The organism is uncultured Sulfitobacter sp., from assembly GCF_947502895.1.
Lineage (GTDB): Bacteria > Pseudomonadota > Alphaproteobacteria > Rhodobacterales > Rhodobacteraceae > Sulfitobacter.
This window is the reverse complement of sequence record NZ_CANNBM010000002.1, coordinates 941,596-962,153: the sequence shown is the minus strand read 5'-3', so window position 1 is coordinate 962,153 and position 20,558 is coordinate 941,596. Positions and strand designations below refer to the sequence as shown.

The 20,558-nt window shown below is 52.0% G+C and carries 21 protein-coding genes; 8 read left to right on the top strand and 13 right to left on the bottom strand.

What is annotated here, in order from left to right:
• Positions 1 to 59: 59 nt before the first annotated feature.
• The 7 genes from Q0903_RS12685 to Q0903_RS12655 form a co-directional block, all read right to left on the bottom strand.
• The gene (locus tag Q0903_RS12685) at positions 60 to 851 is read right to left on the bottom strand and encodes a ZIP family metal transporter (protein ID WP_299415843.1); all 792 of its coding nucleotides are present in this window, start codon (positions 849 to 851) and stop codon (positions 60 to 62) included.
• A gap of 2 nt (positions 852 to 853) precedes the next feature.
• Complete coding sequence (locus tag Q0903_RS12680; RefSeq protein WP_299415814.1) at positions 854 to 1,306, bottom strand: DUF411 domain-containing protein; 453 nt, start codon at positions 1,304 to 1,306, stop codon at positions 854 to 856.
• 106 nt (positions 1,307 to 1,412) lie between these two features.
• Complete coding sequence (locus Q0903_RS12675) at positions 1,413 to 2,036, bottom strand: SCO family protein (RefSeq protein WP_299415811.1); 624 nt, start codon at positions 2,034 to 2,036, stop codon at positions 1,413 to 1,415.
• 7 nt (positions 2,037 to 2,043) lie between these two features.
• Positions 2,044 to 2,523 (bottom strand): copper chaperone PCu(A)C, encoded by a 480-nt coding sequence (locus tag Q0903_RS12670; RefSeq protein WP_299415809.1) that lies wholly within the window; start codon positions 2,521 to 2,523, stop codon positions 2,044 to 2,046.
• Between the two features lie 20 nt (positions 2,524 to 2,543).
• Positions 2,544 to 3,206, bottom strand: coding sequence for a thioredoxin domain-containing protein (locus tag Q0903_RS12665; protein ID WP_299415806.1), 663 nt, complete (start codon positions 3,204 to 3,206; stop codon positions 2,544 to 2,546).
• Complete coding sequence (locus tag Q0903_RS12660) at positions 3,203 to 3,601, bottom strand: disulfide bond formation protein B (RefSeq protein ID WP_299416083.1); 399 nt, start codon at positions 3,599 to 3,601, stop codon at positions 3,203 to 3,205. Before Q0903_RS12660 ends, Q0903_RS12665 begins: the two co-directional genes overlap by 4 nt.
• Before the next feature lie 41 nt (positions 3,602 to 3,642).
• Positions 3,643 to 4,251: an SCO family protein gene (locus Q0903_RS12655; protein WP_299415802.1), complete on the bottom strand. Its 609-nt coding sequence runs from the start codon at positions 4,249 to 4,251 to the stop codon at positions 3,643 to 3,645.
• A gap of 176 nt (positions 4,252 to 4,427) precedes the next feature.
• Between Q0903_RS12655 and Q0903_RS12650 the strand changes: the two genes are divergently transcribed.
• Both Q0903_RS12650 and Q0903_RS12645 read left to right on the top strand, forming a co-directional pair.
• Entirely contained in the window at positions 4,428 to 4,856 is a 429-nt protein-coding gene (locus Q0903_RS12650; protein ID WP_299415799.1) for a helix-turn-helix domain-containing protein, read from the top strand.
• A 185-nt stretch (positions 4,857 to 5,041) separates the two neighbouring features.
• Positions 5,042 to 5,707, top strand: a complete 666-nt coding sequence (locus tag Q0903_RS12645; RefSeq protein ID WP_299415797.1) for a L,D-transpeptidase — start codon at positions 5,042 to 5,044, stop codon at positions 5,705 to 5,707.
• Positions 5,708 to 5,763: 56 nt separating this feature from the next.
• Here Q0903_RS12645 and Q0903_RS12640 read toward each other — a convergent pair whose 3' ends face one another.
• Positions 5,764 to 6,123 (bottom strand): hypothetical protein, encoded by a 360-nt coding sequence (locus Q0903_RS12640; protein WP_299415795.1) that lies wholly within the window; start codon positions 6,121 to 6,123, stop codon positions 5,764 to 5,766.
• A 236-nt stretch (positions 6,124 to 6,359) separates the two neighbouring features.
• Between Q0903_RS12640 and Q0903_RS12635 the strand changes: the two genes are divergently transcribed.
• Entirely contained in the window at positions 6,360 to 6,950 is a 591-nt protein-coding gene (locus Q0903_RS12635; RefSeq protein ID WP_299415793.1) for a L,D-transpeptidase, read from the top strand.
• Between the two features lie 76 nt (positions 6,951 to 7,026).
• Complete coding sequence (locus Q0903_RS12630; RefSeq protein ID WP_299415790.1) at positions 7,027 to 7,602, top strand: L,D-transpeptidase; 576 nt, start codon at positions 7,027 to 7,029, stop codon at positions 7,600 to 7,602.
• Between the two features lie 212 nt (positions 7,603 to 7,814).
• Here the strand turns inward: Q0903_RS12630 and Q0903_RS12625 are convergent, their stop codons facing one another.
• A complete protein-coding gene (locus tag Q0903_RS12625; RefSeq protein ID WP_299415789.1) occupies positions 7,815 to 9,632 on the bottom strand; it encodes a hypothetical protein in 1,818 nt (605 codons plus the stop codon).
• 938 nt (positions 9,633 to 10,570) lie between these two features.
• On the opposite strand from Q0903_RS12625, the gene Q0903_RS12620 reads away from it, so the two are divergent.
• The 4 genes from Q0903_RS12620 to Q0903_RS12605 all read left to right on the top strand — a co-directional run bounded on the left by Q0903_RS12620 (position 10,571) and on the right by Q0903_RS12605 (position 16,569).
• Entirely contained in the window at positions 10,571 to 11,359 is a 789-nt protein-coding gene (locus Q0903_RS12620) for a hypothetical protein (RefSeq protein WP_299415787.1), read from the top strand.
• A 111-nt stretch (positions 11,360 to 11,470) separates the two neighbouring features.
• Positions 11,471 to 13,675 (top strand): DDE-type integrase/transposase/recombinase, encoded by a 2,205-nt coding sequence (locus Q0903_RS12615; protein ID WP_299415785.1) that lies wholly within the window; start codon positions 11,471 to 11,473, stop codon positions 13,673 to 13,675.
• 39 nt (positions 13,676 to 13,714) lie between these two features.
• Positions 13,715 to 14,722, top strand: a complete 1,008-nt coding sequence (locus Q0903_RS12610) for an ATP-binding protein (RefSeq protein WP_299415782.1) — start codon at positions 13,715 to 13,717, stop codon at positions 14,720 to 14,722.
• 2 nt (positions 14,723 to 14,724) lie between these two features.
• Positions 14,725 to 16,569, top strand: coding sequence for a TniQ family protein (locus tag Q0903_RS12605; protein ID WP_299415780.1), 1,845 nt, complete (start codon positions 14,725 to 14,727; stop codon positions 16,567 to 16,569).
• Positions 16,570 to 17,145: 576 nt separating this feature from the next.
• On the opposite strand, the gene Q0903_RS12600 is transcribed toward Q0903_RS12605, so the two are convergent.
• From Q0903_RS12600 to comD, 4 genes are all read right to left on the bottom strand, one after another.
• Complete coding sequence (locus Q0903_RS12600) at positions 17,146 to 18,243, bottom strand: mandelate racemase/muconate lactonizing enzyme family protein (RefSeq protein WP_299415777.1); 1,098 nt, start codon at positions 18,241 to 18,243, stop codon at positions 17,146 to 17,148.
• A gap of 61 nt (positions 18,244 to 18,304) precedes the next feature.
• Positions 18,305 to 19,414 carry an alpha-hydroxy acid oxidase gene (locus Q0903_RS12595; RefSeq protein ID WP_299415774.1) on the bottom strand — a complete coding sequence of 370 codons (1,110 nt, stop codon included), beginning with the start codon at positions 19,412 to 19,414 and terminating at the stop codon, positions 18,305 to 18,307.
• Entirely contained in the window at positions 19,415 to 19,969 is a 555-nt protein-coding gene (gene comE / locus Q0903_RS12590) for a sulfopyruvate decarboxylase subunit beta (protein WP_299027996.1), read from the bottom strand.
• The gene (gene comD / locus Q0903_RS12585; RefSeq protein ID WP_299027999.1) at positions 19,966 to 20,472 is read right to left on the bottom strand and encodes a sulfopyruvate decarboxylase subunit alpha; all 507 of its coding nucleotides are present in this window, start codon (positions 20,470 to 20,472) and stop codon (positions 19,966 to 19,968) included. Before comD ends, comE begins: the two co-directional genes overlap by 4 nt.
• Positions 20,473 to 20,558: the final 86 nt, after the last annotated feature.

The following is a 20,558-nucleotide window of genomic DNA, read 5'->3' as shown; positions in this document are numbered from 1 at the left end:
ACGTCTGCCGCAGCTTGACTAAAGAATGAAAGCCCCCAGTGACACCGGGAGCTTAATGATCAGCCCAACCAGACATCGAGAAACAGCATCACGACCAGACCGATCGCCAGTCCTGTAGTCGCCTGTTTCTGGTGACCACTGCGGTGGGTTTCGGGGATGATCTCATGGCTGATGACATACAGCATTGCACCAGCGGCGAAGGCAAGGCCCCAAGGCAAGAGCGGTTCGGCAACAACGATAACTGCGGCACCAAGAAAGCCGGTGACAGGTTCAATCAAGCCAGTCAGAGCCGCGATCCCAAACGCGCGTTTTGCAGAGTATTTTTCACCAAGCAAAGCCACAGCAACCGCCAGCCCTTCTGGCGCGTTCTGCAAACCGATCCCCAAAGCCACAGGAAATCCACCATCAAACCCGTCCGCGCCGAATGCCACCCCGACAGCCAAACCTTCCGGGGCGTTATGGATGGCAATCGCTATGACGAATAGCCAGACACGACGTAGCGATGCGGCTTCGGGGCCTTCACGGCCTGTGCTAAAGTGCTCATGCGGGATCACCTCGTTCAAGATCGCGACAGCCCCCATGCCAAGCAGGATTGCAGCACAGACGATCAAAGCAGGTATCGCGCTATCCCCGTATCGAATTTCGGCTGCATCAAGCGCTGGAATGATTAATGAAAAGAATGAAGCCGCCAGCATGACCCCTGCGGCAAACCCAAGGGAGATATCGCGCCATTTTCGCGAAGGCGTGTTTCCGAAGAGGACCGGAACCGCACCCACGGCTGTCATGAGACCCGCTGCGAGACTTCCGTAAAAGCCCAAGGCGATAGGCGATAGAGTCGTGAGCAATTCCATACTCAGCTCGCAGGATAGGACGAGAATATCTCGGTGCTACCGTCCTTCTTGATTAAAAAGACATCATAGGCATCAGAGCCATCCCCAAAATCCATGCCAGGTGAACCAATTGGCATACCAGGCACCGCAAGACCGATTGCATCAGGGCGCTCCTCAAGAAGACGTGTGATGTCTGCAGGCGGCACATGCCCTTCAATTGTATAGCCCTCGATGGTTGCCGTGTGGCACGAGAACATTGAGACAGGGATACCACGGTCCATCTTTAGGCGGACGAGCGCACCGCCGACATTCTCGCCTTCGGGTGAGAATCCGGCGTCAGAAAGTCTGTCCATCCAGGCCAAACAGCATCCGCATCCTCGGGTCTTGGCCACATGAATAGCAGTCTGGGCTGTGGCCGCCGTTGTGATGGTTGTCAGTAGTACGGCACCAATAAGCAGTTTCGTCTTAGAAAACATTTGTAGTCCTACTCGCTTGTTTCAGGTTAAATTGCCGAACTATGCTCGGAAGTTTCTCCAAACCATGCCACGAACTGGCAAACGGAGCGTTGTTTCCAAAAGCATCTCAAATTGTTCCATCGGCATCTCGGTCTTGCATCGCACGCCTTATCTTCGGCACCGCGAATTCTCGTGGTTCGTAATAATCAATTGTCGTCACCATGCGACCTGTTGAACTGAACAGAAAAACGCCTGCTGTGTGGTTCATGGTATAGTCGCCATCTTCGCGCACTACCTTTTCGTAGACTGCGCGAAACCCTTCCGCTGCATCGGCGAGTTGTGCATTTGAACCAGTCCAACCTTGAATTTGTGGATGGAAATATGAGACATATTCAGCCAGCACACCGACTGTATCGCGCTCTGGGTCGACAGTAATGAGCACTGTGTTCAGGTTACTCGCGTCGGGTCCGATCTCGTCGAGCCACGCAGATATGTCCGAGAGAGTAGTGGGGCAGACGTCGGGACAATGGGTGAAGCCAAAGAAGACTAAGCTCGGCTGTCCGATGAGGGTTTTAGGACCTACTGCTTCACCATTCTGATTGGTCAGTTCAAAGTTCATTTCCGTCAAGGGCAGTGGGCGCTGGCGCGGAGTTGACGTGGACCCTGGTCCATCGACCTGCCACCAGCCCATAAAAAGAGCGGTGGCCAAAGCGACACCGCCGATACCGAAAAACTTTGTGATAAGTTTCATGCCTGTATCAGCCCTCGGGTCCGCGTGCGCCGATACGCAGCACTGGCATCATCACTTCCAGCTCTGTCCCATCCGCAAAGAGCAGTATTATTGGGAAGGTCTCCCCTTCGACAAGCGGCGCCTGCAGCTTCATCAGCATGATGTGATAGCTGCCTGGCTTCAGCGAAAGCGTTTCTCCTGCTGGGATTTCAATATCAGCAGCAGGCATCATGCTGCTGACACCATTATTGTCTGTTTGTGTCTCATGGATGCTCGTCATGCCTGCAATATCGGCTCGTATCCCGATCAGTGTAACGGGCTTCTCGCCCGCATTCCGAAGTGTCAGATAGGCGCCACCCGGGCGCGATGTCCCAAGGCTTGCCCGCGCCCAAGGTTGTTCAACAACAACCTTGATTGCTCCATTGGTGTCTTCTGCTGTTGATACTGCAGGCATCCCCATCAGAAGGGTACAAATAAGGCCGCGTATGCCTTTTGCAATGCGTTTCATTTTTGATATCCTCACTCGGTTCAGTTTCCTGCAACCGCTTGAACTTCAGACTGAACAAGCGCGATCAGCTGTTTTGCGCCAAAGTCGGTCAGACGCTTCCCATTTACGAAAAACGTGGGCGTACCTGTAATTCCGACGGCTTTTACATCGGCGCGATCCTGATTGAGGATGCCGATGACACCTGGGGATTTGATCTGATCTGCGGCAGCAGTTACATTCAGACCAGCAGCCGCTGCGATCTCTACAATCCGCGCTGTTTCTGGAGCGCCATGAGATGCCCAACTGGGCTGGTTCTCCAGCAACGCCTCAAGCACAGGTAGGAAGACCTCCTGCATTCTGGCAGCTTCCAACACCTTGATTGCCAGTTCCGAACCTTCGCCGTGAAACGGTGTGTAGCGCAAAACCACGCGTACATCTTCGGGGTACTCGGCGAGGATTTGCTTCACAATTGGATGAAACGCGCGGCAAGCTTCGCAGGCTGGGTCGAAAAACTCCACAATCGTAACTGGCGCGTCCTCTCGGCCCAGAACAGGGGAGTAAGCGCGAACGAGTTGCTCTTGCTGCTCTGCAGGAGCCGAAGTCGCAACTGGCGCTGTATTCGAGCGAGATACAAACCATGATCCGAGCGCGAAAAGGGCCAGCACGGTGGTCAAGGTGATGAGGACAAGAGTTTTGCGTGTCATGTGGAAATCCGTCGCAGTTGGAGGAGCAGAGCAGATATTGCCCCAAAAGTTATGAAAGAGAGTGCCGGAATGGGCAGGCCAAGGATCAGCATTGCGTCATCGGTGCATGAGGGGCCAGATTCAGTGCATGGAGTGATCGGCTCTGGTACGATACCCGCATAAAGCAGCCAGTGATACAGAGCTATTGCACCTCCAATAGCAGCGAGTGGAAGAGCGTATCGCCAGATGAACAGGTCAGACTGCCATGCCGCTACGCCAAGAATGACAGCGAGCGGGAACATGAAAGCGCGCTGAAACCAGCACAGGTGGCAGGGGGTTTGCCCCAATACCTCGCCGATAAATAGGATGGCCAGTGAAGCGGCCAAGGCAATAAACCACGCCGCGAAGACCAGCATTACGCCGCGATTATCTGTTGGTAATAAAAGAGAATTTGTTGTCACCCTTCTATCCTTTGCTTGAGGTCGGATACGATCTGGGAGGGATCGGTGTTGTACTCGTAGATCCGCACAAATTCGCCCTGCGGATTAAACAGCAAGAAGGATGATGTGTGGCCCATGGTGTATCCATCGGGCGCATATTCATCTTCATTGCGTTGGTAGTAGACCTTGAAGGCTTTCGCCGTGCTCATGGTCTGTTCCGGCGGTCCGCTGAGTCCCAAAATGCCTGGGCCGAATTGCGGAACATACTCAGCTAAAACGCTGGGGGTGTCCCGCTCGGGATCAACAGTAATGAAAAGAGGCTGCACAATAGTTCCATCATCCGCCAGATCATCCATAACCTGTCCTATGGTAGACAGACCCATGGGGCAAACATCGGGACAGTTTGTAAATCCAAAGAAAACAAGCATCCAACGCCCGCGGAAATCCTCATCGGTCTGCATCATGCCATTGTGATCGGTCAGCTCAAAGTCAGCCAATACAGTCTCTGCCTCAGCCACGCGCACGGCAGCAATCGGAAGCTGGTCACGCTGTGATACCCATAGGCCGCCTACGGCTATGATGGCTATAGCTACGAGAGACCACAGAGTTGTTCGCACTTTTTTCATGGCAAATTTCGACCTTTCTGCAAATCACTTGTTGCGCGTGATACAAGCTACAGCTGATAGAGGTTCAAGCACAAAATTTGAGTTTTGATACCATGTCACGTTTTTGTGAAAGCTATGGATTTTCAATAGTGTGTAAACGTAGATAACCTCAAGTGACTTTAGATAAGGAATGGCGCATGCTGGCAATTGGAACGCTTTCACGGAGAACCGGAACGAAGGTTCAGACGATCCGCTATTATGAAGAAATCGGCCTGATGAATGAAGCTGGGCGCACCGCAGGCGGGCAAAGAAGGTATGACGAAAAAGATCTCGACCGCCTCGCGTTTATTCGCCATTCGCGACAACTTGGCTTTTCTCTCGACTCCATTCGCGAGCTTCTGGACCTTGCTGATAATCCCGCGCAGTCCTGTTCAGAAGCTGATTCAATTGCACGGCGCCAGCTCGGGCAGGTCGAACAGCGTATCAAGCGGCTTCAAGCTCTGAAAAAAGAACTGAGACGGATGGTCGCCGAATGTGATGGCGACAGCGTTGCGGAATGCAAAGTGCTTGAGGTGCTGCGTGACCATTCAGAGTGTTTGACTGAGCATAACGAGATAGGTGCGTGAATGCCCAAGCGCATGATCCTTATTGTTTGTCGGAAATTATTCGACGTGAAAGTGTTCTAAAACTGTTTGCTTTTTGCAGAGCTTGATCCGTCACCCCCACACAAAGATGTGACTGGTTCCGCTTGGAATTGTGGCCGGTCGCTGACATACGTCTCTCACGCCACTCACTAGAAGGTTGTTTTGATATGTTGACCAGACGCCATTTTGTCATCTCTACTGCTGCTTTGTTTTCTGCACCTATACCTCAGGCAGCACTGGCGGCTCCAACCTCTAACCGATCAAAGTGGGACGCTTGGGATGCTCAGGTTACACCCGCAAATTATGACCCTGCCACGTCCAACCCATGGGGATTTCATCCACGGTTTCTTCCGCAGCTTGTGCAAGCAAACGACAGCCTGACTCCTGGAGATGTTCATGTCGATGCAGTTGCCCGATATCTCTATCATATCCGCAATGATGGAACTGCTATGCGCTACGGCGTCGCGATCGCTCGGGGAAACCTTTACGAGCCAGGAACGTATCTGATCAAACGCAAAACACACTGGCCGACCTGGACGCCAACCCCTGCAATGATTGAACGTGATCCTGCAACATATGGGCCCGTTGCCGATGGCGTGGACGGTGGACCTACCAATCCTCTCGGCTCGCGAGCGCTCTATCTCTATGTTGGTAATCGCGACACCTACCTGCGGATTCACGGCACGCCGAGCCCGAAATCAATCGGTGGACGTGCAAGCTCGGGATGCGTTCGAATGGTAATGGCTCACATCAACGGGCTCTATGATCAGGTCTCAACCGGCTCCTCAGCAATCCTCTATCCGCCAGAAGACAGAATTACCGCAAAGAGTTGAGCAAACATCAGGCCTGCTTCTTCCGCATCAGGACAGCAATCGATCCTGCGGCTGGATTAACCAGTTGCGGGCACGCCTTCTGGTCTTGAACATATTGGATTTCCGCGTTTTGACCGCAACGGCAAGTATGTCGTCTCAACAGGGCCTACGTAGCGGTAGACAAAGCACCCATCTGTCGGCTCAATTTTGACTGCGTTTAAGTCCTGAAAAGGTGCTGCAATCTCAAGAACACCCTCCGGCAACTCTTTGATGAAAATGTCATTGGAAGCGCTCGTTTGACCAGCAAGATCAGCACATCCACCGAGTGCGAGTATCGCAAGACCGAGACCACTCATACATAATTTCATTTTGCCGTTCCTTTTAGTTTCCGAGTATGTGGGGAAGTGTGCTTGAAATTGCATTTTGTCGGCCTTCACTTAACTACCCATTACGGACCAGAGCAACCTATGCAAGCGATCTTCATGCGAATAGCCTTCCGTTTGTGGTGAAGTAGAGCATAAACGCACAGTGCTAAAACCGCAGGGTGATACTTTGCTCGCACAGCACGTTTTCAGAAATATCGATCTCACTTTTTTGTGATGAGAAATCGCTTGAACCTCCAGTAGGTGAAGGTTGTAGAAGCTTCAAAAATGGCGGGATCAAGGAATGCACTATGAAGTTTACAAAGGATGCAACTATCACAAGGCGCGGAGCCCTTCTTGGAGCAGCGGCCGGTGGATTTGTTCTGACAGCAGGCTCCGCTCTTGCTCAGAACGGGCCACCTCCTCCGGCACCTGCTGTACGAAGGAATTCATCGGGCTTTGCGATTGCCAATTGGCGCGATCACTTTGACGATCTGAAGAATGGTGTAATTCTCTGCGATATAGATTCCCGAGCGGTCCAGTATTGGTCTGAAGACCAGAATGTCTATAAACTCTACCCTTCCAGTGTGCCGGAATCCGAAGAGCTGACCAAACGCGGTTACACAAGTGTGATTAAGAAAGTAGAAGGACCAACTTGGCGTCCAACCCCGTCGATGAAAATCCGTAACCCTGACTGGCCAGACTTTTGGCCTCCAGGTCCGGATAACCCTCTGGGCACCCACGCACTCTATCTTTCATGGCAATATTATCGCGTCCACGGGACAGGGGACACTCGGAAAATAGGTAGGCCATCCTCAAATGGGTGCATAGGCCTCTATAATGAGCATATTGAAGAACTATTTGCTCTTGCCGAAGTCGGGACACAAGTTAAGATTTTCTAATCACTCGAAGCATGTTGCCCTGAACCAGAGAGCTGCATGCTTCGCCTACCTCGTTATATGTCGAAAGCCTTTGTTAATGAATAGAAGAAAATTTATCCTGACTACCGGAGCAGCAGTAACTTTTCTCAACAATCCTGTTTCAGCTCATGTCGTCTTACCAAAATATGATCTCCCACCAGAATTCCTTCCCAAGGTTGTAAAATCCCCAATCAGGGCTGCTCCTTACGAAATTCATGTTATCCCAAACCATTTCGCTCTTTATTGGACCCAACCCAATAACCGTGCAATCCGATATACTGTGGGTGTAGGCCGTCCCGGTCTTTATGAAGCAGGCGAATTTTACGTAGGTGCAAAGAGGAAGTGGCCGAGTTGGACACCAACACCTGGCATGCTGCGTCGCGAGCCGGAAAAGTATGGTCCCCTTCGCAAAGGAATGCCTGGTGGCCTGAAAAACCCTTTGGGTGCTCGTGCGCTTTATCTTTTTCAGCCAGGCCTTGGTGATACACTACTACGCGTGCATGGTACGAACAATCCAAAGACTCTCGGGCGTGCTGTCTCAAATGGGTGCGCAAGGCTCGTGAATGATCAGATTGTCGAGCTCTATGACAAAGTCCCGATGCGCACCCGTGTAGTGTTACATCCTGTTACGTAAAAAATGTAAAATGACAGCTCGGGGGTCCAATCCGCTGTAGGGTGTTTATTGAGATCAACGCCATTGTATCACAGTCGGACAGCGATATTGTCCGACTACCCGCGTAACGAATAGGTTATGTTCAATGCCGTATATCGCGATTCAAAAACGAATTTTCATGGGCATGAAAACGTTCAGTGAAACTCGTCCTCGAAAAGTGATGAAATCATATATTATTGCACTTCGTCCCGCGAGAATTGAGCCCATGCATGTTCACGCAGGGATTGAGTTTTCGCAGTCAGCGCAGACCGACGCCGTGCATTTCTGACAACCTTACCAAACATTTCGCGTATCTCTCGCTGAAGATCGGCGGTTCTCAACGGGACCCGTAGGTTTTCCAAGTCACGGATGGAGATGGCTTTACTTCGGTTTCCTGCAGCTATTGCTTGCCAGTAAGTTCGGACCGCCCGCGCGGATAGATACATGAACATTACTTCTGGATGGATTTTCACCTCGCTTGATATCGGTCGCAAAATCATGAGTGACTGTGATGCCGACCAAGGTTCCCATTCCGGTTTGTCGAACACCTCAGGCAGGAATATCCCTACCTTGCCGACCTGTCCTTTGATCGTGAACAGAAGATCACCAGATCTCAGCTTCTGTTGTTCTAAGCTCTCCCATTTTGCCTGACCTACCGTCAGGCCTCGTGATGCCGCAAGAACCATTCCATCTTCGCTGATATCCTGTGGGCTGACCTCTCTAAAATTCACCGTTTCCGGAGGGTCATCGGTTACTACGGATGGTCTGTGGATTCTGAAAAGGCTGTCGAGCCGGGCGGTTTCCACATCTGGCCGGTGCTGACCAATCCTTCTCGGACCCGGAGCATATAAAAGGTAGCGTCGAGGGATTAACACATATTCATTTGTAGCGATTTCCGCCCGTTCAACATCCCGCCATCTGTGTAAGGAAATCTTGGATTCTTTGGATAGAGGTATAGTCGACCAATTCGGGGCCGAACCTGATTTTGAGCGATTGTTACTATAGACCCCTATATCGGCGAACCGAACGGGCGTCGGGAATTGATCTGTACCTCGAACAACCACTACATTTTTCGCGTCAGGTGCATTCTCATATAAGACACCCTTCGGCGCATGTAGAACTGCGCTGAGACGGTCCTTGCGGCAAATTAAACTACGGGCTGCGGATGGGTCTTTCGAGCGTTTTTCCAAGGTACCATCTGACAAGCAGATTATGGTTCGACAGCTGACATTTTCTACAGCATCGCGGAGCGCAAGCACTTCGAGATCTAATCGGCCGCGGGAAAAGAAGACCGACGACGGCCCCATATTTGCTTCGCCCACCCGAGGATCGTCGGTTTCCAGTTGAATTGGAGAAGGCGGCATCATGATCTCAGTGGCGGCAGCTTCGGACCAGTTGCGTTCCCACGGCAATCCACGTTCAACTGTAATATCGAGCCCAAATAGGTCGGAGAGGGACTGCATGAGTGGTCGATCTGCCGCAAATCCGGCGAAGCGAATTTCGGTATCTTTGTTTAGCAGCTTTACGCTTCTTGAGTACTGAAGGCATACGCGCACCGAGCCAGCATAGGAAAAGCGTACCGATGAGGGCCATTTCAAAACATAGAAATCTTCAAATGGTGGCGGTTTAAGAAGGTCGCCGTCGGACTCGTCCCAATCTGGAGAGTCGTAGTCGTCATTCTTCAAAGGAGAACCTATTAGATAACTGAGCTGCGTTGCAGCATCACTGGTGAGCCAGCACCCTGCACCCTCATATTGATACATCTCTCCGAGAAGTTGCTCGACGATCTGGAACGCAGCATCTTTCGATAGGCCGGCAATATAGGTCGCTATATCCAGAGATGTACCATCTCGATCTGCATAGGCGTCGGTTCGAAGTACGGGCGAAACTTTCGGGGTATCGTTGGCAATCGTCGGATGTGCGCAGGAGATTTGCGCTGATCGGCTGAAAATATGGGTGAGACCAACGTTGGTGAGGAGGTCCGCTTCACGAATGATCCCGATAACGTTCACAGTTATGTACTCCAGTAATGCTGGCGGGGCACCCAGAGCTGACCCGATCCTTCAATCCAAGCGGGAAGGAGACACATTGAGATATGACGAAATTTGTAAAAATTTCCAAGAGTTACATCGCAAATATTAAAAAAACATAATATTGAATTTACGTATATCAGCGGCTGATAGCCATTCGATGCGAAAATTGAACTGTTGATGGATTTATGCTGCATTTCGTTGCCCTGAGCGAGATGACAGGTCATTTATATACCCAGACCAAGACGGTGTTGAACAACATGCCGACACATGCGGTCTGAGAGAGAAAGCGCAGTAAGCGAAAAGCTGACGACCAATGAGGGGTGATGTGATGCAGAATAAATGGCGAAGAACTCAGAAACACGGTTCGTCTTTGGCGCAAAGACTGCTGGTACTACCTCAGAATTCATTGCTCAAAGTGCTTTTGGAAATTTGGTGAATTATGCAGAATCACTATCGCGAGTTTGCGAGGTTTCTTTGCAAAACGCGCTCCCAATTGGATCAGAAACAGTTTCACTAATGTTCAGAAAGATTTTTCTTTGCCCAAATTTATTCTGACGGATGTTCATTGTCGAACGCCATACTTTGCCAGTCTTTGGAGTGAGAGACCTATATGTTGTGCTCTTGGATTGCGAAAAACCCGAAGGGGAAATTTCTCAATAAGCCTTTGAAAACAAACGCTTGTAGTGATTTCCAAGCTGTGGAATCAAAACGGGACCGATCAAACATCGGTGTCCTGAAACAAACAGCAAAAAGGACCAAAGGAAAAAAAGGCGCCCCCGAAGGGACGCTCTAAGGTTACGACCGACTGCGGCCGCGATTTCAATGCTGACAATAGACCCAAATATGGGCGTCCGCAACTCCGCATTCGGTCATAGCGAAATATTCAACTCGGACCATGTTCCGAGAACGGAGAAGTTATGACTATCAATATGTTACCCACAACCACTGACGCTATGTCGTCGGGGATTGTTCTACCCGGACCGTCGCAAGCTGAGCGTGACGTACCTGCAGCATCAGCAGGTCACTGTACGACCATTTCGGTCGTCGGAGACGGCCCAGGGTACCGCATGCAGGGCGAGAGTGCATTAGAGCAGAGCTCGCAGTACTTGCTGAATTCCATGCCAGATGTGGTCAAGCTGCAAGAGCAAGTCCGTTTCCACTACGGTTGGGACCCGAAAAATCTGAAGGAGCGAGTTTTCGACTTGGTAGCAACACTGGGTTGCGGTTCTGTTATCGCTTGTACCGTTAAACCAGAAGTTCGACTGGTTTCGGGCAAGTTTATTGCCGACATGCAAGAAGTTGCCTGGTGGGTAGAAGAACTCGGCTTTGCTGATGACGTTCGACTGATCACAGATGCCGATATGGACCCCACGGACCTATCTAATGCCAAGATTTTTGCAGCAGTTCGGTCGGTCGATCCTGAGGCTGATGAAGCCGCTATGAATGTGGTCGCAGGACTACCTGACAGTGCTGGTAGAAGCCTACGTGATTTAACGATCGAGACCGAGCTACAGGCTCGAGGATATCATGCCCTTATTCGGCTTCTGCGGAAGCGCTACCTCCGTACGCTGCAGCATGAAGTGATCGGCCCTATGACGATCGTTGCGCTTGCTGGCTCTGGCGGGGGCTTCATCCCAGCTCAACGTCTCGGTGTCCGGAAGGTCAGCTCCGTCGTTTCACGTGATGAGATGCAAGCCGCAGCCTGATCTTCTCAACAATCAAAATGAACATCCCGCGCGTAAATCTCGTGCGCGGGATCAGTATCCCCTTGTCCAAATTTGGGTGCAATGCACCCAGCCAACAGAAGGAATTATCTAATGGCAAAAGACTTTCAAAATGAATACTTGAACTTCGGTCTCGACATTAATCATGTCTACAAACTGCATGGTGAGGATTGGCAATTCGCCTATCAGACCAACGGCACAGTAACGTTTTCTGTCATCGATGATCCGTACAGAAAAGCAACATACGACATCGGTACGCTGAATCGCATGAATGCGGCCGGGGACATCGAGTTGACACCGTTTGGCCAACTGCCTGAGCACCTGCGTCCTCTTTCTGTCAATTTAAATGAAGATGCTTTTATTGCTGGTCTCCCCGAGGCGCAGGGTAAGGAATGTGAAAGCCGTCATGCTCTTGTTCGAAGTTTCCTTGAATTAAAAGCGTCCAAAACTGTCAAAGGAACAGATGAGGCTATCACAGCTTCAATGGGTGAAATTCGTCAGAATGCGGAAGAGTATCTTGCGGAAACATTACCCGATCCCCTGTTCTCAGAAAATATGCGGCTTTGGAAAGAAGGTAAGGGCCGTAAGCCAAAATCCAAAAGTACGGTCAGTATCCCAGGGCAGGTCTCCTCCAGAACCCTACGCGGTTGGGTCAGCCTGTACAAGAAAGGAGGAAAAAAAGCCCTCATTTCCAACAGTAACAACCAGGGAAACATCAACAGTTTCTATAGCGTAGAAGAGAATACGTTGTTGGCTCAGGTTGTCCAAAAGGAATACCTCACTCTGCAGAGGAAATGGCAGACGACGGTCACCGCAGATGTAAAATACGCATTTAAAGAAGCGAATGTGCTTCGCAAAGCGGATGGTCGGGTACTGCTCCGAACGCCAGGCCGCAAAGCCGTCAGCGAGTACATCTCCCGACTTGGCAAGTTTCGTGTTTTGGTGGCGCGTTTTGGCCAGGAAGAAGCCCTCAAGAAGATGCGGGCCGTAAAGGGAGGTCTTGAAGTCCTGCGCCCATTTCAGCGGGTTGAAATGGATGAGAAGAAAATCGATTTACTCACGATCATGGCCAAAAGTGGAATGCTTACCCTCTTTTCAGAAGAGGAACTCGAAGCGATGGATTTGCTCGATAAGCAAAAACGATGGTGGTTGGTTGCGGCAATTGACTGCCGGACCCGTTGCATCGTCGGAATGACTCTTACTGCGAACCCCAAAACCAGCAGTGCAATCAAATGCCTCCGGATGGTGGTCAGCGACAAGGGACAGTTTGCAGATGCTGTCGGGGCACTTTCGCCGTGGGCTATGTTTAGCAAGCCGGAAAACCTCGCCGTTGATAATGGGAGCGCCTTCAAGTCCATTCTGTTTTCGTCGACGTGTGCAGATCTCGGAATTGCAAAAACGCAAACAATTGCAGGCCAGCCCTCAATGCGTGGTCATATCGAGCGCTCTTTCAGGACACTGGATCAGTCTTTGCTGCCTCGCCTGTCTGGCCGGACTTTCAGTAACGTTCTTGACCGCGCAAATCACCCAGCGGAAAAACGTGCCTGTCTAACCATCGATGATCTCGCCTTTGCTCTGGTTCGGTGGGTTGTAGATATCTATCACAACACGCCGCACGAGGGCTTGTGTGGCCGTACACCGCTTGAACAGTGGGAGAAAGATCTCGCCGATGGCAACTATCCCCTTAATGCGGCCCCCAGCGCGCGTCACAAACGCCTGGCGTTTGGCCTCCCGCTTGAACGTATGGTCCAACCAGATGGTATTCGGGTCCTTAATGTTCAGTACCATTCTGGTCAGTTGGCGAAGTGGTATCACAAGCACGGTAGCCAAAAAGTCCAGGTGCGTTGGAACGATGAAAACATCGGTGCCATCGAGGTAATGTTGGACGGTCAGTGGTTTGAAGTCCCATCAATTTCGGATGCTTTCAAGAATGTCGATGCCACAACTTGGAACGCTGCCCGCCGTGCGCTGCGGACGAAAGATGAAAAGCGAAAAGAGTGGGAAGAAGAGGTGATTTACCGTGCGATCACTGACATCAAAGATCTGAACGCCGAACGGCAGAGTGCCTACAAAGTGATGGATCATGAGTGGACAGAGGCACGCTTCAAAGCCGTAGAGAAAGAAGCGACCGTAAACTTCGATGTGGTCCCCACGCGCGATAAAACCACCAACCCAGAAAATGGTTTCGGCCGCTCAATCAATCCTGTGATGCCAGAAAAACCATCTGCAACTCGCGATGCAGTTGAGGCCGCACAGAAAAACGCGGCCGACGATGACGATTGGGATGTTCGGGGCTGATCTCGACTCTCACCAACACATTTTTTTAGGAGAACCAACATGACGAAATCCATCATTGAGATCGCAGGCACAATTCAGTCCATCCGTGACATGCACTTTGTAACTGAGCGTGACCGCAATCTGATGGCTCAGCTTTCTCGGTTGTTTAAGGTTACAAACGGCAAGCTGACCCATGAGCCCGTGCGGTTTACAGCAGGCACCGAAACACACGGCATTACATTTATTGAGGGATCCGGCGGCGGCAAAAGTACTGCCATCGCCGAAGTCCTCTCCAATTTCGAGCCGTTGGTGTGCAATCCCGAAACAGACAAGCCACGCTATCTTGATGTGAAGGTAGAAAGTCCAGCGACGCTTCGTAGCCTTGGTGTGAGCATGCTCTTGAAACTGGGTGGCGATAAAGTCTCAGACCGGGCGAAAGTTTATGACATTTGGGGCTTGGTTCGGCACCGCTTGCAGATTACCGGAACAACCCTCGTATGGCTCGATGAAGCCCATGATATGTTCCGTGGCACATTGTCTTCAGAAACGGACAACATGTTCAAAATGCTGAAGTCTCTCATGCAGGGAGAGCATCCGGTCGTGCTTCTGTTGAGCGGTACTGAACGATTGTCGCGCATCACTCAGATTGATCCTCAGGTGAACCGTCGCTTCAACAAAATCCGTCCACGGCCACTGGCTTTCGGGACCGATAATAAGCGATTGGTAGGGCTCGTCACCAAGTGCGCAGAACGGGCTGATTTGGAGGTCTCCCTGCAAGATGACCAAATCAACCGTCTTATTTATGCGAGCCGCTACCGCTTCGGACGCTGTATTGAAACCACGATCCATGCGATTGAATGCGCGCTGATGGATGATGTGGAAACACTTACCATTGAGCACTTTGAATTGGCTTGGGGGCAGCAAGAAGGCTGCGAAATCAAAGAAAATGTGTTTGCCGCTGAAAACTGGATGGGAATTGAACTTGAGGACGAGGACGGCGATATTTTCCTGAAAGAGCGAGACAAAGCGATCAATAAGAACAAGTCACGCAAAAAGAAGGCAGCATAACTATGGCACTCCTTCCATTGCTTCCCGTAATTGCCGGCGAAAGCTTGACTTCATACATGGCCCGTATCGCAAAATTTCACTGCGATAGTGACGTCTATTCATTCCTCAGCATGTTTGAGCTGTCACGTCAGGACGTGATGTTCCCATCGGAAGAGGTCATTGAGCGCATCTCTTTACTTACCGGGCAGGGTGAGGCGGTGCTCAAACGTATGACGTTCCTACGTCAGGGTGGCCGGGTGCGCACGATCTGTGGCGAAACCGTCCATTCTGAGTTTGCCAATCTGGAACAGACAAGCTTCTGTCCAGCATGTTTGCTGGAGGATGGACATGCAGATAGTGCGTCCGCGGGTATGAGAGTTGGCCGCATCGGCTGGTTGATCGAACCATCTCGGACATGTCCGAACCACGGTATCCTCTTACGTCGATATAAGAATCTGACTTACTCCAAGAAATTTCAACTCATGTCTGACGTTGCGCCAAATGACAATGAGTTGAGAGAGATGGTCGCAAATTCTGATAAGCAAAAAACCTCTGAGCTTCAGTCATACATTCAGCAACGCTTAGAAGGTGTGTCGGGCTCACCTTGGCTTGATAACCAGCAGATTGATCAGGCGTCTCGTGCCTGTGAAATGCTGGGTGTAATTCTAACTGCCGGCACGCACTGCAATCTCAAAAAAATTAGCCAGGCGGAATGGAATGAAGCCGGCGATCTAGGATTTGGTTTCGCTTCACGGGGTGAGGAGGGGATCCGGGAAGGTCTTCGGTTGGCGTTTGATCGTTTCATTGAGCGCGACCTCCATGGAGGTCCACAGAAAGTATTTGGTCGTCTCTACCAATGGCTTCAGTTCAACACAAACGGGAAAGAGTTTGGTCCGATCCGTGGGGTTGTCCGCGAATTTATTGTGGAAAATTTCGTTCTGGAAATCGGAATGAATTTACTTGGGTCACCGGTAGAACAGCAAGCGATCCACTCTGTTTATAGCCTTTCCCAAAAAACAGGGATGCATCCGAAGACGATCAATCGAGCGGCTGTGTATTCAGGTCTGGTGCAGGGCGATCCTGATCGTTCACTGGCCCATTTGACCTTCGATGCCAAAGCTGGAGAAGAACTGGTTCTAAAGATGCAAAATGCGCTCCCCACCTTACGGATTCCAGAGTACCTGAACTGCAACCGTGTTCAAGCTCAGCAACTCGTCCGGTCCGGCGTAATCCCGCGGATTGGAAAGGGATTGGCAGGGGCAACTGGGGTCCTCAAGCATGTTGCAAAAGAGGACCTTGATCAGTTTCTTGACCGTATTGTAGGGCAGGCAACGCAGGTCGACTGCGCGACGGACGGACTTTTCGATATTGTTTCAACCGCTGAGATTGCTCGGTGGCCCGTGCTCGACATCGTGAATGGTATTCTTGCAGGGGCGTTTTCCAAGCTGGAAATCGTTGACGTTGACCTGAAGTTCAAGGGTATTCTTATGGACCCGAATGAAGTCTGCGAGGTTCTTTCTGAGAAGTTGCCGACTGGCCAAGTAAGTGCCAATGAGGCGGCTCGAATTCTCGGCATGAATACATACAATTTGCGTAACTTGGCCAAACTTTTAGATCCGGATGGCAAGCCTTACCTTACAGAGCATTTCATCAAAAAGAACTCAAAAGGCGTACAGGTTTCGGTCTTCATGGTAGATGAGCTTCTGGCTTTTCTGCGCACGCATGTTTCGCTGAAAGACTATGCCGAGATGCATATTTTTTCACCCAAGGTGATGAAGATGAAGTTGGATGGACGAGGGCTGAAACCGATTGTTGCCGATCACAGTCTGGGACGGTTTTTCTACAGGAAAGCCGATATCGCTGCCTGATCTAAACTCCAACGACCAATATTGCTGAAAAAGCCGCCCTTTGGGGCGGCTTTTCTTTTGACTTCACGTTTTTCGGTGGCAGAAATAGGGTGGCCTGTGGTGGCAGAAGTACTGACCTGAGCATTTTAGAAAACCCTTATAATAAAGGCTTTTCAGTAGGAAGGTGGCGGAAAATAGGGTGTTGTTTCATGTGGGGCACACTATAGAATGACCATTCTGTAGGCCTTTGCACACTCTGCCCAGACAAATAGCCACCGGTGACGAGAGTTGCCGGTGGTTTTTTTTACAAGTGTTTGGTCTGCCTTTTTGACCTGCGTGGCACGCCCTTTTGGCTATTCGCGTGGTGATTTCTAGAAGCGGTCGCCGCGTTAGCCATGCGCAAGCCAATAGTGTTTAAACTGCTTGATACCGGCGTGATTGTGGACGCCATGCTTTGCAGCTTCACAATAGGCCACTTCTGTTCAGCGACGATCGTAACCCGTTTGAATGTCTGAAACCGCTCTCTTTGTTTGGGGGGGTATTCACCGGTGCATCTGGGGTTTTGGCTTGGGTCGGAATGGTGAACGCACGATAGACCTACAGTGTTTCATCATGTTCCGAGGCGAGTTTGGCCCAATCAAAGGTCACACCAATACCCGGAGTATCCGGGGCAACGGCCATGTGATCCTGGATTACCAAAGGTCTTGTCGTGTATTTATCAATCGGGAACGAATGTACTTCGATCCAGCCTGCGTTGGGGCGGGCAGATACGAGGCTCACATGCAGCTCTTGCATCCCGTGGCTGCACACGGGAATGTCGTGCCGGGCTGAAAGTTCTGCCGCTTGAAGCCAACCCGTGATGCCGCCGCAGTTGGATGCGTCTGGCTGGATAAAGCTGAGCTTGGCATCTGCGAAAGCGTATTCGAATTCATGGATCGTGTGCAGGTTCTCACCCATTGCCAGTGGCATTCCCGTGGCGTCCGCGATTTTTCCATAGGCTTTGTAATCATCGGGAATCGTCGGCTCTTCGAACCAGTAGATGTCATAATGCGCGACCGCCTTGGCCAGCTCAATCGCCTGATCGGCAGACATGGAATAGTTGGCATCAATCATAAAAGTGATGTCGGGGCCGATCAATTCACGCACAGCTTTGATACGGGCGACATCCTCGGCCAATGTGGGCTGCCCGATCTTGATCTTTACCCCGTTATACCCCGCATCCAGATATCCCTGAACGGACTTCAGCAATTTCGGCAGCGGAAAATTCAGATCAATGCCGCCGCAATAGGCGCGGCAGCGATTTGATGCGCCGCCCGCCATTTTCCAAAGCGGCTGGCCTGTGCGTTTTCCTAACGCGTCCCAAAGCGCAATATCGACTGCCGAGATCGCAAAAGAGGCAATGCCACCGCGCCCGACATAGTGAATATGCCACTGCATCGCGTCATACAGAACGGCGGGATCATTGCCGTCTTGCCCCAATAGAAACGGGGTTAGATCATGATTTATCATTGCAACAATCGGATGCCCGCCCTTGCCACCTGTGTAGGTGTATCCCGTACCTTTGGTGCCATCGTCCAAGGTGATGGTACTGGTAATCAACTCAAAATGCGTGTGATCTCCGTGCTTTGCATCGGTGAGAACTTCGGCCAGCGGGACGTTGAACAGCTGGGTATGGATGCTTGTAATTGTTGGCATATGGGCCTCTGGTCCAGTTGATTGCACCGCATGGTGATGGGTATGGTTTGGAGCCTACCGCCTATGCAGACGCCTCTGCAACGCCCGTCAGATCACGCAGGCCTGTTTGCGCCATGGCGATACTCAGCTCGTCCGAGAGGACATCCCACATGCGGTTCAGACCTTCCTCGCCTCCTGCGGCAATGGCGAATTGCAGGATGCGACCGAAGAAGGTGAAATCGGCCCCAGCGTGCAGCGCCTTGAGCGCGTCTTCACCCGAACGCAAGCCACTGTCGAAAAAGACAGGCATGTCAGGTCCGACGGCAGCGCGGATTGCGGGCAGGATGGTGATCGGGCAGGGCGCGCTTTCCAATTGGCGCGCACCGTGGCTTGAAACCTGAATAGCGTCGACACCGGCGTCGCGCAATAGAACCGCGTCTTCTACGTCGAGGACGCCTTTGACGACCAGCCTGCCGGGCCATGCGTCGCGCATCGCCCTCAGAGTATCCCAATCGGCCCGTGCGCGGCTTTCGGTGCGGTCAAACGCATAGCCGGGCATGTCGAAATTCGCCATGGCGGGTTTGCCGTGCAGCAAGCTGCTGAGCGACCAGCGCGGATGCAGGGCGAAATCTATGAATTGTTTGGGGCCTATCTTGAAAGGCATCTTGAAGCCGTGGCGCAGCTCGCGCGGGCGGCGGCCTACTTCCGGCACATCGGCGGTCAGCACCAGTGTTTCATACCCCGCGTTGCGCGCCCGTTCGATCAATTTGAACGTGCCGGTACCGTCCCCGCTGAAATAAATCTGGAACCACGCATGGCCCTCGGCCACTTCGATGATCCGCTCCAGCGGGGTGGAGGCAACGGTAGAGACGCCGTGGGGAATGTGGTGTCTGGCCGCCAACCGTGCCAGCATCAGATCGGCACCCGCGCCCGACAGGTTGCACATGCCCATAGGTGCGATGCCGAACGGGCGCGCAGCGGGCGCGCCAAAGAGGGTAGTGGCAAGCGAGCGGTTGCTAACGTCACATAAGATGCGGGGCCGCAGGGTGATGGCATCAAGGGCCGCACGGTTGCGCGCTGCCCCTGTTTCCGTCCCTGCGGCCCCGTCGATATAGTCAAAGATCATCCAGGGCAGGCGGCGGCGGGCAATGGCCCGTGCGTCCGCCGCCGAATGGATGTCTCGCGCGTTCATTTAGGCCTTCACGGCTTCCATAAAGCGGTGACGGATGACAACGGGGTCAAGCGTGATAACGGGTAGTTTGATATTGCCGCTGTCACATTTGCACACGATGATCGTCATCTCGTCGCTGTTGATGGCGTCTTGCAAAACAGGGCCGAGGTCTTTGTCCTGCACCTCGATCACTGTGTCGCAGCCACATGCCTTTGCGACGGCTGTCAGCGATGTCTTTTTGCCCGCATAGGTCGGCTGGTCTCCGGTGGAGCCGTAAGAGCCGTTGTCGATTATCAGCAGAGTGTAGTTGTCCGCTGGATTGTTGGCGATGGTCGGCAGCGTGCCGAGATTGGTCAGCACCGAGCCGTCCCCGTCGATGGAGATCACGGGTTTGTCCTGCGCCAGCGCAAGGCCAAGGCCGATGGATGATGCAAGGCCCATGGTGCCAAGCATGTAAAAGTTGGTCGGCTGGTCGTCGATCATATGCAGCTCTTGGCTGGGCAGACCGATGTTACAGACAACAAGGTGATCACGGATGATCGGGGCGATTTCTTTGAGAATTTCTGAACGGATCATTGGTCGCCGTAGCCTCCCCAGAAGTTGGCATCGGTCAGGATTGCCACAGGTTTGTTGCACATGAAGGTGTATTTGAGGATGTTATCGAATTCCTCGACATCCTTTTGCCAGTGAAAGTGGTAGGTCGGGATGTTCAGCTGGGCCAGCAGGGCCTTGGTGTGCACAGCCATTTCAACCTGACAGGCGACAGGCTCGCGCAGTTCGCCGCGGTACGAGATGATCATGGGCAGCGGCATGCGGTAGAATTGCGTCAGCGTCGCCAGCGTGTTGATCGTCACACCGATGGCTGTGTTCTGCATGATGATGGCAGGGCGTTTGCCGCCCATGAACGCGCCTGCGCACAGGCCCATGCCTTCGTCTTCTTTGTTGGAGGGGATGTGAAAGATATCTTCGCGCGCTTCAACCTCGTCGATCACACCGGCCAGCTGTTTGCAGGGCACGGTTGTCACGAACGAGACATCGTTGGCGACAAGATCATCCACGATCTTCTTGTCGATGTTCATCTTGGGGGAACCTTTCCAGAGAGTTAAATCAGATTAAAAGCAGGGGGCGGTGAGCAGGCAGTATGCAAAGTTCATCGCGCGGGGTG

Bases quoted from the DNA above. Each gene is read 5' to 3' on its own strand.
- Q0903_RS12685 (WP_299415843.1), bottom strand. From the start codon at position 851: ATGGAATTGCTCACGACTCTATCGCCTATCGCCTTGGGCTTTTACGGA.
- Q0903_RS12680 (WP_299415814.1), bottom strand. From the start codon at position 1,306: ATGTTTTCTAAGACGAAACTGCTTATTGGTGCCGTACTACTGACAACC.
- Q0903_RS12675 (WP_299415811.1), bottom strand. From the start codon at position 2,036: ATGAAACTTATCACAAAGTTTTTCGGTATCGGCGGTGTCGCTTTGGCC.
- Q0903_RS12670 (WP_299415809.1), bottom strand. From the start codon at position 2,523: ATGAAACGCATTGCAAAAGGCATACGCGGCCTTATTTGTACCCTTCTG.
- Q0903_RS12665 (WP_299415806.1), bottom strand. From the start codon at position 3,206: ATGACACGCAAAACTCTTGTCCTCATCACCTTGACCACCGTGCTGGCC.
- Q0903_RS12660 (WP_299416083.1), bottom strand. From the start codon at position 3,601: ATGCTGGTCTTCGCGGCGTGGTTTATTGCCTTGGCCGCTTCACTGGCC.
- Q0903_RS12655 (WP_299415802.1), bottom strand. From the start codon at position 4,251: ATGAAAAAAGTGCGAACAACTCTGTGGTCTCTCGTAGCTATAGCCATC.
- Q0903_RS12650 (WP_299415799.1), top strand. From the start codon at position 4,428: ATGCTGGCAATTGGAACGCTTTCACGGAGAACCGGAACGAAGGTTCAG.
- Q0903_RS12645 (WP_299415797.1), top strand. From the start codon at position 5,042: ATGTTGACCAGACGCCATTTTGTCATCTCTACTGCTGCTTTGTTTTCT.
- Q0903_RS12635 (WP_299415793.1), top strand. From the start codon at position 6,360: ATGAAGTTTACAAAGGATGCAACTATCACAAGGCGCGGAGCCCTTCTT.
- Q0903_RS12630 (WP_299415790.1), top strand. From the start codon at position 7,027: ATGAATAGAAGAAAATTTATCCTGACTACCGGAGCAGCAGTAACTTTT.
- Q0903_RS12620 (WP_299415787.1), top strand. From the start codon at position 10,571: ATGACTATCAATATGTTACCCACAACCACTGACGCTATGTCGTCGGGG.
- Q0903_RS12615 (WP_299415785.1), top strand. From the start codon at position 11,471: ATGGCAAAAGACTTTCAAAATGAATACTTGAACTTCGGTCTCGACATT.
- Q0903_RS12610 (WP_299415782.1), top strand. From the start codon at position 13,715: ATGACGAAATCCATCATTGAGATCGCAGGCACAATTCAGTCCATCCGT.
- Q0903_RS12605 (WP_299415780.1), top strand. From the start codon at position 14,725: ATGGCACTCCTTCCATTGCTTCCCGTAATTGCCGGCGAAAGCTTGACT.
- Q0903_RS12600 (WP_299415777.1), bottom strand. From the start codon at position 18,243: ATGCCAACAATTACAAGCATCCATACCCAGCTGTTCAACGTCCCGCTG.
- Q0903_RS12595 (WP_299415774.1), bottom strand. From the start codon at position 19,414: ATGAACGCGCGAGACATCCATTCGGCGGCGGACGCACGGGCCATTGCC.
- comE (WP_299027996.1), bottom strand. From the start codon at position 19,969: ATGATCCGTTCAGAAATTCTCAAAGAAATCGCCCCGATCATCCGTGAT.
- comD (WP_299027999.1), bottom strand. From the start codon at position 20,472: ATGAACATCGACAAGAAGATCGTGGATGATCTTGTCGCCAACGATGTC.